The following is a 1,541-nucleotide window of genomic DNA, read 5'->3' as shown; positions in this document are numbered from 1 at the left end:
GCGCAACTTCGCCAACGATCCGCTGAACCTGCAGGCCACCGAGGGCTGGATCAACGAACAAAAGGAAGCCGGCGATGCCGCGACGTGGTTGCCGCCCAACAAGTCCTACCGTTGCACCTACGTCTCCCGAATCGTCGACGTCAAGGCGGCCTACGGGCTGTGGGTAACCCAGGCCGAGCATGACGCGATCGCGCGCGTCCTGACAACCGGTTGCGCGGGATAGCCGCAGCGCTACAGCGCCAGCGCTCCGTCCACCAGCTCGCCGAAACGCTCGATCGCCTCGTCGCCCTCGGCGTCGAGGCCACGCAGCGGTCCGCGGTCGGCCAGATACCGCTGTGCGTACAGCCTGGCGACCAGCGCTTTGCGGTCCGTGCCAATTTCCGCCCGTTCCCAGGCGGCTCGTTCGGTCAGCAGCGCACCGGCGTAGACGTCGCCCATGAACGTCGCCAGCGCAAACAGCCGAGCCTCGGCAACTGTTCTGTTCCGACCGTCGAGTTTGGTCCACGCGGTGATCGCCGCGTCCAGATCCTCGATGCGGCGTGACACCAACCGGGTGGTGTCGTCGTCGTCGGACACCGACACCGCGTCGCGCATCCGGGCCAGCAGCGGCTCGTGCGCCTGGCTGCGCTGGATCCCGCGGGCCACGTCCAGGCACAGAATGTTGTCCGGGCCCTCCCAGATCGGATTCACCTGCGCATCGCGCAAAATTCTTGCCACCGGCCAGGTTTCGACGTAGCCGTTGCCCCCGTGAATTTCGATCGCGTCCGAGGCCATGGTGATGCCGAGCCGACAGACCTTCAGCTTGGTCACCGGCACCGCGATGCGTTGCGGCAACGCCCGCGGCTGGCGATGGTTCACCGCGCCGGTGCCGTCGAACACCAGCGCCTGTGCGGCTTCGACGTCGACGATCATCTCGGCCAGCTTGCGCCGCATCAACGGCTTGTCAGCGAGCTTGGCGCCGAACGCTTCCCGGCGCTGGGCGTAGCACAACGACTCGACCAGCGCGCGGCGCGCGTTGCCGAGGGCGAATGACGCGATGCCCAGCCGCGCCGCGTTCGTCAGCTCCATCATCCGGCTCAACCCCCTGCCGTCGGACGGACCCGCTGGACCTGATTCGGCGCTCGGTTCGCCGGAGAGCAAAAACGCCTCGGCATCGGCGAATTCGATCTCGCCCGATGCCACCGATCGGGTGCCGAGCTTGTCCTTGAGCCGGCGGATACGCACACCGTTGCGGGTTCCGTCGCGGCGTGTCCGCAGCACCAGGAAGTTGGCTACGCCGCGAGTCGAATCCGCCGCCCCCTCCGGCTTGGCCAGCACGACGAACACCTCGCCGTTGCAGTTCGACGCGAACCACTTGAAGCCATTGAGAAGCCACGTGCAGCCGTCGCCGTGCCGGGTTGCCGTCGTCTCTAGCGCGCCCAGATCGCTGCCGCCGGCGCGCTCGGTCAGCAGCTGGGCGGTCTCGCCGTCCCACTCGCCCGAGGCGAACTTGGCCAGCACGTGGTCGCGCACGTCGGGCGGCGCGTACGCCTTGACCAGCG

General features: G+C 67.9%; 2 protein-coding genes. One reads left to right on the top strand and one right to left on the bottom strand.

Going from position 1 to position 1,541, the window contains the following annotated elements:
- A partial coding sequence (locus AC2VOP_RS00920; protein ID WP_486959215.1) for a GmrSD restriction endonuclease domain-containing protein occupies window positions 1-223 on the top strand: 223 nt, incomplete at its 5' end.
- An 8-nt stretch (window positions 224-231) separates the two neighbouring features.
- Here the strand turns inward: AC2VOP_RS00920 and AC2VOP_RS00915 are convergent.
- Window positions 232-1,541, bottom strand: a 1,310-nt coding sequence (locus tag AC2VOP_RS00915; RefSeq protein WP_486959214.1) for an acyl-CoA dehydrogenase family protein, incomplete at its 5' end; no start/stop codon positions are given.

The organism is Mycobacterium sp. TH-M106 (assembly GCF_057473765.1).
The sequence above is the reverse complement of the archived record's forward strand: the minus strand, read 5'-3'. Positions and strand labels throughout refer to the sequence as shown.